Genomic DNA, 7,916 nt, shown 5'->3' with positions numbered 1-7,916 from the left:
AGTTAGGCCGCCTGAGAGGGCGGCCTTTCTTGTTTTTTTTTGCGGCCGTTCTCAGCATGCTTGCACAGGAACTACACCGGCGCTTCGGGGGAGCAAGTGAACGTTCGGCTGAAAGAGTGGATGAGGCTCGACTACTTCAATCCAGAGCCGATACTTGTTGCATTGCGCGCCTATGGTCAGAGCGAAGAGTTACTGAGCCAGCCATACAAGGTCGCCTCGCTCCGCACGCAGGAACTGAAGCCATATCTTGAGCGACGTCAATGCACTCTATTCGCATACTTCATGTCCCATGTTGTTGGATCCCAAGTTGACGTCGCATATTGTGAGGCCGACGACTACGACTCCGTAATGCGATACCGGATGGGCGATGAGATTCGATACGTACCTGTACAGATGAAGGAACTGGTACCTGAATTCCTAAATCCCCAGCAGTCGCTGCAGCAACTACTGGACGGACTTAAGTGTCGCTATCCAGACTCTGCAGATCTCACCGTTGCAGTGCATGTGAACCGCGATATGAAGATCAGATGCACTGACTTGAATCTGGATGGCTTTCGATTGAAGAGTCTTTGGCTGTTTGGCGGGAACTCGGAAGACCAGATCGAGTGGCGAGTCATTGGAGACCTGCTATCGCCGTTCAGCGCCAGCAAAGTGCTGCGCTATCCCGGCGCATAGAAAGCCGTTACCTACGAAACGCGAGTTGGGAAAACTCGACGACCTCAACAATGAACTGGCCAGAGATTTCAGCCCAGTGCCGTAGGATGCGTTGAGCCAGAAGCGATACTCATCATGAGTCATTCGTGCCACCGACGATGGGTATCGCTTCGCTCAACCCATCCTACGTATTGGACCCGCCTGAGAAGCCTCAGCGCAGCAAGTCCGGATGCCGCACCTGCCCTTCCCCACGCACCACAAACCGCTCCACTGTCAGCGCGTCCAGCCCCATCGGTCCATACGAATGCAGGCGCGTGGTCGAGATACCAATCTCCGCACCCAGCCCGAGCTCGCCACCATCCGAGAAGCGCGACGACGCGTTGACCATCACCACGGCTGACCGCAATGCGTTGAGGAACGTCTCCGCATGCTCCGCATCGCGGGTGACGATGACCTCGGTGTGGTCCGACGTGTAGCGTCGGATATGCGCGATGGCGGCGTCCAGATCGTCCACCACGCCGACGGCGATCACCAGATCGAGGAACTCGGCAGCGAAGTCCTCCTCGGTCGCGGCCACTGCGCCCGCCATCAGTGCCCGCGCCGTATCATCCGCGCGGATCTCGACACCCCGCGCACGCAGCGCTTTCGCCGCACGCGGCAGGAACGTCGGCGCGATATCGCGATGGACCAGCAGCGTCTCCAGTGAATTGCAGGCCGATGGCCGCGATACCTTGCCGTCCAGCAGCAGCGCCAGCGCCAGGTCTTCGTCGGCGCCCGCGTCCACGTACTGGTGGCAGACGCCCTTGTAGTGCTTGATGACCGGCACGCGCGCATGCTCGGCGACGAAGCGGATCAACCCTTCGCCGCCGCGTGGAATGACCAGGTCGATCGCGTCGCTGAGCTGGATCAGCTCCAGGATGGTCTCGCGACGCAGGTCCTCGACCAGCGTCAGCACCGCCTCCGGCAACCCGGCCTCGCGCAGCGCACGCTTCAATGCCCCCGCGATCGCAGTGTTGGAATGGATCGCTTCCGACCCGCCGCGCAGGATCACCGCATTGCCAGCCTTCAGGCACAGTGCCGCGGCGTCGGCGGTGACGTTCGGGCGTGCCTCGTAGATCATCGCGATCACGCCCAGCGGCACGCGCACGCGCTCCACATGGATGCCATTGGGCCGGTCGTAGGCGCGGGTCACCTGCCCGACGGGGTCCGGCAGGTCCGCCACTTCGCGCACGGCGGCGGCGATGCCCTGCAGGCGTGCGGCATCCAGACGCAGGCGATCCAGCATGGCGCTGCCGATGCCTTTCGCCGACGCCGCCTCGAGATCGCGTGCATTGGCAGCCAGGATCGCGGCTTCATCGGCCAGCAGGGCATCGGCCATCGCACGCAACAGGGTGTTCTTCCCTTCCGTCGGCAGGGATGCGATGGCCGTCGCTGCGTCGCGACATTGCAGGGCCAGCGTCTTGATGTCGGTCATGCGATTTCCTTGCTCAGGATCGGTCATGGAACCCATGGCCTTGTAGGAGCGCTCTCGGGCGCGATGATTTCCGATCTGGAATCCCGGGCTGGAGCATCGCGCCCGAGGGCGCTCCTACAAAGACATCGGATGCGCGATGGACGTGCCTCACAACAGCACCAGGTCGTCGCGATGGACGACGTTCTCGCCGTAGGTATAGCCAAGAATGCCTTCGATCTCCCGCGAATGGCGGCGCGCGATGCGGCGGATGTCGACCGCGGAATACTGGCTGACACCTCGCGCAATGCGGCGGTCGCCGTCCCCATCGCGCAGCACCAGTTCGACCATGTCGCCGCGCCGGAAGTCGCCCTCTGCGGTCGCTACGCCGCCAGGCAGCAGCGACGCGCCTTTCTCGCCCATGGCGATCGCCGCGCCTGCGTCGACCACGATGGCCCCCGCTTCCACCGGCACGTTGCGCAACCAGTACTTGCGGGCCGCCAGCCGGTTCTGTGCCGGACGGAAGCGTGTACCGAGCAACGCGCCACGCGTCAGCGCAGACAGCGTGGCCGCCTGCGTGCCGTTGAACAGGAACGTCTCGATGCCGGCGGCCGCCGCCTTGGCCGCCGCCTCGAGCTTGGTGTGCATACCGCCGGTGCCGACACCACTGCCTGCCCCGCCGGCCATGGCGAAGAAGGCCGGCGTCAGCGCTTCTACCTCCAGGATCGGCTGCGCATCGGCGTGCGTGCGCGGGTTGCCGGTGTAGAAGCCATCGATGTCAGTGGCGATGAACAAGGCATCGGCATCGACCAGCGCGGCCACGACCGCGGCGAGGTTGTCGTTGTCGCCGAGCTTTAGTTCATCGACGGAGACGGTGTCGTTCTCGTTGATSACCGGCAGTGCGCCCAGGGCCAGCAGCGCCTGCAGCGTGGCGCGCGCGTTGAGGTAGCGGCGGCGGTTGCGCAGGTCATCGTGGGTCAGCAGCACCTGCGCGACCGGACGGTCGAAGAAGCGCTGCCACAGCGCGATCAGCTGTGCCTGCCCCAGCGCGGCCAGCGCCTGGCGTTCCGCCATCGCGACGCCGGACTGCGGCTTGCGATGCAGCAGGCCGCGGCCCGCGGCCACCGCACCGGACGAGACGATGACGACTTCGCGCCCGGCTGCAATGCTGGACGACACGAATTGCGCCAGGTTCAGCGCGTGGCGCGGACTGAGCCCCTCGCCTTCCGCCGCCAGCAGGCTGCTGCCCACCTTGAGCACGGCGCGACGCCAGGCCGGCAACGGTTGTTCGGTGAACGGTGGCGGCGTGGCGAGGGTCATCGGATCAGCTCAGCGGGTGTTCCATTCGTAAACCGTCAGGTCTGACGTATAGGTCAGCGCCAGGGGATCGCGCGCGGCGATCGCCTTGGCCTCATCCAGCGAGGCGACATTCACCAGCACATACGCGCCGCCGCTCCTGTCGCTGAAGCCACCGGTCATTTCCAGCTGCCCGGTCGCACGCAGTTCGTCGAGAAACGCGAGATGCGGTGCGATCACCGCGTCGTCGAACGACGGGCGACGCATCGCCATGACAAGGTAGCGGATCACAGCGCGTCCCAGCGGGCGAGCAGTTCATCCAGGCGCAGGTCGGCGGCCGCACCGGGCGACACGCGCGCGGCGAGGCTGCCTTCCGGCGTGCGTCCCTGACCTGCGCTGTCGGCCGATGCTGCGGCCGCCTTGTAGGCCTCGCGGAACGGGACGCCGGCCACTGCGGCCTCGACGGCGACATCGGTGGCGTACATGCCGGAATCTATCCCGGCACGCAGCCGGTCCTCGCGCCATTCGAGGTTGGCAAGCAGCGCAGGCAGCAGTTCCAGCGCCGGCAGGCCGCGGCCGAAGCCATGGAAGATCGCGCCCTTGCTGGCTTGCAGATCGCGGTGGTACCCCGACGGCAACGACAGCAACTGCTCGATCTCCGTGCGCGCCGCCGCCACGCTGGCGTGGGTGGCGCGCATCAGTTCGATGACGTCGGGATTGCGCTTGTTCGGCATGATCGAACTGCCCGTCGTGTACTGCGCAGGCAGCGCGACGAAGCCGAATTCCGCGCTGGTGAACAGCGACAGGTCCCAAGCGATGCGGCGCAGGTCCAGGGTCGCGCCGCCCAGCGCCTCGAGCGCGGCCAGCTCGAACTTGCCGCGCGAGAGCTGTGCGTAGATGGGGCTGACCTGCATGCGCGCGAAGCCGAGCGCGGCGGTGGTGTGCTCGCGGTCCAGTTTCAGGTTGACGCCGTAGCCCGCCGCGGTGCCCAGCGGGTTGGCATCGACCAGCTTCAGCGTGTCGCGTGCGCGCGTGGTGTTGTCGATGAAGGCTTCCGCCCAGCCCGCCCACCACATGCCGGCGGACGAGACCACGGCCCTCTGGATGTGGGTGTACCCGGGAAGCGGCAGCCCGCGCTCGGCCTGCGCGCGGTCCAGCGCCACCTTGGCGATCTCGCGCGACAGCACGGCCACGCGCGCCAGCTTCTCCTTCAGCCACAGGCGCGTGGCGACCAGGATCTGGTCGTTGCGGCTGCGGCCGGTATGGATCTTGCGGCCTGCATCGCCCAGCCGCTCGGTCAGCCGGGCCTCGATGGCGGAGTGGCCGTCTTCGTAGCGTTCGTCGAGGACGAAGTCGCCGCGACGGAAATCATCCGCCAGCAGCGCCAGCTCGCGCTTGAGGCCCGTCAGTTCGTCGCCGGACAGGATGCCGATGCGCTGCAGGCCTTCGGCATGCGCCGTGCTGGCCTGGATGTCGTGCAGGAAGAATTCGCGGTCCAGCACCACGTCGTCGCCGGCCAGGAATCGCTGGATCTCCGCATCCACTGCCACACCGGGCTTCTGCCACAACAGGTCGCTCATGCCGTCGTCTCCTGCGGAATGCTGTCGTGTTCGTCGAATCCGAACGCGAGGTTGAGGTTCTGCATCGCCTGCGTCGCCGCGCCCTTCAGCAAATTGTCGAGTGTCGCGACCACGACCAGGCGCTTGCCGCCCGGCGCCAGGGTGAAGCCGCCGATCTCGACGCCATGCCGGCCGGCGATGCGGCTGACCCACGGCGCCTCGTCCAGCACCCGGATCAACGGTTCGGCCGCATAGCGATCGCGGTAGAGCGCACGGATGTCTTCGATCTTCGCCGGCTGCTGCAGCCACAGGTTGACCGTCATCGTGATGCCGCGGAAGTGCGGCGCGACGTGCGGCATGAATTCGACGGGCAGCCCCAGGTGGCGGCTGACCTCGCGCTCGTGCATGTGGTCCGCCAGCGCGTACGGCATCAGGTTGTCGCGCAGCAGGTCGGTGTTGTTCTTGTCCGACGGCGAGGTTCCGGCGCCGGAATAACCGGACACACCAAAACATTGCGGCGGACCCGCCAGGCGACCGAGCAGCGGCGCGATCGCCAACTGCATGGCGGTGGCATAGCAACCGGGATTGCTGATGCGCTTCTCGCCGGCGTACCGCTGCCGGGTCAGTTCGGGCAGGCCGTAGTACCAATGCTCGTCGAAGCGGAAATCCGCCGAGAGATCGACCACCACGGTGTCCGGCGCCTGTGCATCGATGGCGGCAACCAGCTCGGCCGCCTTGCCGTTGGGCAGCGCCAGGATCACGGCATCCGCGCCTTTGCCACCGACCTGCTCGTGGCTCAGGTTCTCGTAGCGCAGCTCGCCTGCGAACTCGGGAATGTGGTCGCTGACCTTCTGCCCATCCAGCTCGCGCGAGGACACGAACGCCAGCTCAAGGTGCGGATGGCGGGCGATCAGGCGGATCAACTCGGCGCCCGTATGGCCGCGGGCGCCGACGATGCCGACGGTCTTGGTGGTGCTCATGGGGAATCCTGTTCGTGCCGGGCGAGCTTCGCCAGCAGGTTGCGCTTCACCGCCGGCCATTCGCCATCGATGATCGAGAAGACGACGGTGTCGCGCGGCGATCCGTCGGCATGCCGCTTGTGGTTGCGCAGCACGCCGTCCTGTTTTGCGCCGAGCCGGGCGATCGCCGCACGCGAGCGATGGTTGAACCAGCTGGTCTCGAAGACCACGCTGATGCAGCCAAGTCTCTCGAAGGCATGCGTGAGCAGCAGCAGCTTGGTCTCGGTGTTGACACCCGTGCGCTGTACGTCGGGCGCATACCAGGTGTAGCCGATGCTGAGCTTGGGCACGTCGGATTCCAGTCCGTAGAACCGGGTGCTGCCCACGATGCGGCCGCCCRCATCCCGCACCACGAAAGGCAGCACGCGGCCGTCGGCCTGCGCCGCGAGCACCGCATCCACATAGCCCGCCGCATCCGCGGCTTTCGGCACCTGCGTGAACCACAAGGCCGCCAGTTCGTCGCCGGCCAGCGCCGCGCGCAGGCCGTCCACATGGTCGCGCGACATCGGCTCGAGGCGCGCATGGCGGCCCGCCAGGACTGGTACCTTCTGCCATGCCGTCGGGATCGAAGCGACCATCTCAGTCCTTCAAGGTCGGCAGGCGCGTGCGGCAATGCGCCACGCAGCGCTCGATGTCGGCGAAACCATCGATGCCGTACCAGAACACCTTCCACTTCTCCTGCTTGTAGCAGCCGTCGGACTCGGCGTAGTAGAAGATGTTGACCTGGTTGTTGTGGCGGGAGCGCCAGAACAATTGAGGATTCTCCTCGCGCATCACGTGCCACACGGCACGGCCCAGGCCTTCGCCCTGCGCATCGTCGAGCACGGCGAACTTGTCGAGATAAGCAAAGCCTTCCTCGCGGGTGAGGATCAGCGCGGTACGGTAGTTTTCGCTGATGTAGACGCGGTACGGCGCGGTGCGCTCAAAGTAGTCCGGCAGCAGCGTGCGGCCGAAGCTGGATTCGATCAGCGTCTTCAACCGCGGCAGGTCCACGCCTTCCCAGCCCCCCTCGAAACGCAGCACGCGCTCGCCCTTGCGCACCAGCGTGCCGGAGCCGCGATGGGTGAAGAGTTCCTTGGCCAGCTCCGCCGGCTTGGTGATGGAGACCGACGAGGTCAGCGGCAGCCGGTCCAGCAGATCCTTGATCTGTTCGATCTTCACCCGCATGCCGCCGTTGATCCAGGGCTGCGCCATCAGCTCGTCGTACTCGGTCGACAGGTTGATCGAATCGATGACGCGGCCTTCTGCATCCAGCAAGCCACCAGTACCGGTCAAGAAGATGATCTTGTACGGCTGCAGCACCTGTACCAGCTCGTTGGCGGCGAAGTCGGCATTGATGTTGAGGATCTGGCCGCCGACGGTTTCGCCCATGCTGGCGATGACCGGGATGGAGCCGGCCTTCAGGCTCGCCTCGATCGGCGCCTGGTTGATGCGGGTGACGTCGCCGACCAGGCCGTACGTGGCTTGGTCCTTGTACTCGGCTTCGAACACACCCGAGACGATGGACGTCGCGCGTGCACCGACCTGCTGCAGGGCTTCGACCAGCGCGAGGTTCTGCTGCAGGAACACCTTGCGCACGATCGCCAGCACTTCGGGCGTGGTCACGCGCAGGCCGTTGACGGTCTGTTTGGTGATGCCGGCCGCCGTCATTTCCTCATCCAGCTGCGGCCCCGCGCCGTGCACGACGATGGGCGTCAGGCCGACTTCCTGCAGGAAGGTCAGCGAGGATGTCAGCGACTCGAGGTCRTCGCGCAGCACGGCGCCACCCACCTTCACGACGGCGAAGCGCTTGGCGTCCAGCTGCGAGAAGCGCTTGACGTATTGCGAGATCTCCTTCGCGCTGGCCATGCTGGACAGCAGGCGGATGATGGTTTGACGGGTTTGCTTGTTCGATTCCATGTCTTCTTGCTTTTCGTAGGGTGGGCCCTGGCCAACCAC

8 protein-coding genes are annotated in these 7,916 nt (G+C 65.6%); 1 reads left to right on the top strand and 7 read right to left on the bottom strand.

The window, feature by feature from the left end:
• The first annotated feature begins 120 nt into the window (after nt 1–120).
• Nucleotides 121–675, top strand: a complete 555-nt coding sequence (locus AC04L7_RS08185; protein WP_299342081.1) for a hypothetical protein — start codon at nt 121–123, stop codon at nt 673–675.
• A gap of 190 nt (nt 676–865) precedes the next feature.
• Here AC04L7_RS08185 and AC04L7_RS08180 read toward each other — a convergent pair whose 3' ends face one another.
• From AC04L7_RS08180 to AC04L7_RS08150, 7 genes are all read right to left on the bottom strand, one after another.
• Entirely contained in the window at nt 866–2,155 is a 1,290-nt protein-coding gene (locus AC04L7_RS08180; RefSeq protein ID WP_343229806.1) for a glutamate-5-semialdehyde dehydrogenase, read from the bottom strand.
• 120 nt (nt 2,156–2,275) lie between these two features.
• On the bottom strand, nt 2,276–3,424 hold the full coding sequence (proB, locus tag AC04L7_RS08175) for a glutamate 5-kinase (RefSeq protein ID WP_299342076.1): 1,149 nt from the start codon (nt 3,422–3,424) through the stop codon (nt 2,276–2,278).
• A gap of 9 nt (nt 3,425–3,433) precedes the next feature.
• Nucleotides 3,434–3,673, bottom strand: coding sequence for a YciI family protein (locus AC04L7_RS08170; protein WP_436000999.1), 240 nt, complete (start codon nt 3,671–3,673; stop codon nt 3,434–3,436).
• Nucleotides 3,674–3,687: 14 nt separating this feature from the next.
• Nucleotides 3,688–4,980, bottom strand: coding sequence for an argininosuccinate lyase (argH, locus tag AC04L7_RS08165; RefSeq protein WP_435998001.1), 1,293 nt, complete (start codon nt 4,978–4,980; stop codon nt 3,688–3,690).
• On the bottom strand, nt 4,977–5,939 hold the full coding sequence (gene argC, locus AC04L7_RS08160; RefSeq protein ID WP_435997999.1) for an N-acetyl-gamma-glutamyl-phosphate reductase: 963 nt from the start codon (nt 5,937–5,939) through the stop codon (nt 4,977–4,979). Before argC ends, argH begins: the two co-directional genes overlap by 4 nt.
• The gene (locus AC04L7_RS08155) at nt 5,936–6,556 is read right to left on the bottom strand and encodes a GNAT family N-acetyltransferase (protein WP_475512800.1); all 621 of its coding nucleotides are present in this window, start codon (nt 6,554–6,556) and stop codon (nt 5,936–5,938) included. The genes argC and AC04L7_RS08155 overlap by 4 nt, the downstream gene beginning before the upstream one ends.
• A gap of 1 nt (nt 6,557) precedes the next feature.
• A complete protein-coding gene (locus tag AC04L7_RS08150) occupies nt 6,558–7,877 on the bottom strand; it encodes an acetylglutamate kinase (RefSeq protein WP_435997995.1) in 1,320 nt (439 codons plus the stop codon).
• Between the last annotated feature and the right edge of the window lie 39 nt (nt 7,878–7,916).

Source organism: Pseudoxanthomonas sp. LjRoot204_2, from assembly GCF_056175765.1.
Note: the sequence above shows the minus strand (reverse complement) of the source record. Positions and strands in the feature narration are given on the sequence as shown.

Bases quoted from the DNA above. Each gene is read 5' to 3' on its own strand.
- AC04L7_RS08185 (WP_299342081.1), top strand. From the start codon at position 121: ATGAGGCTCGACTACTTCAATCCAGAGCCGATACTTGTTGCATTGCGC.
- AC04L7_RS08180 (WP_343229806.1), bottom strand. From the start codon at position 2,155: ATGACCGATCCTGAGCAAGGAAATCGCATGACCGACATCAAGACGCTG.
- AC04L7_RS08170 (WP_436000999.1), bottom strand. From the start codon at position 3,673: ATGGCGATGCGTCGCCCGTCGTTCGACGACGCGGTGATCGCACCGCAT.
- argH (WP_435998001.1), bottom strand. From the start codon at position 4,980: ATGAGCGACCTGTTGTGGCAGAAGCCCGGTGTGGCAGTGGATGCGGAG.
- argC (WP_435997999.1), bottom strand. From the start codon at position 5,939: ATGAGCACCACCAAGACCGTCGGCATCGTCGGCGCCCGCGGCCATACG.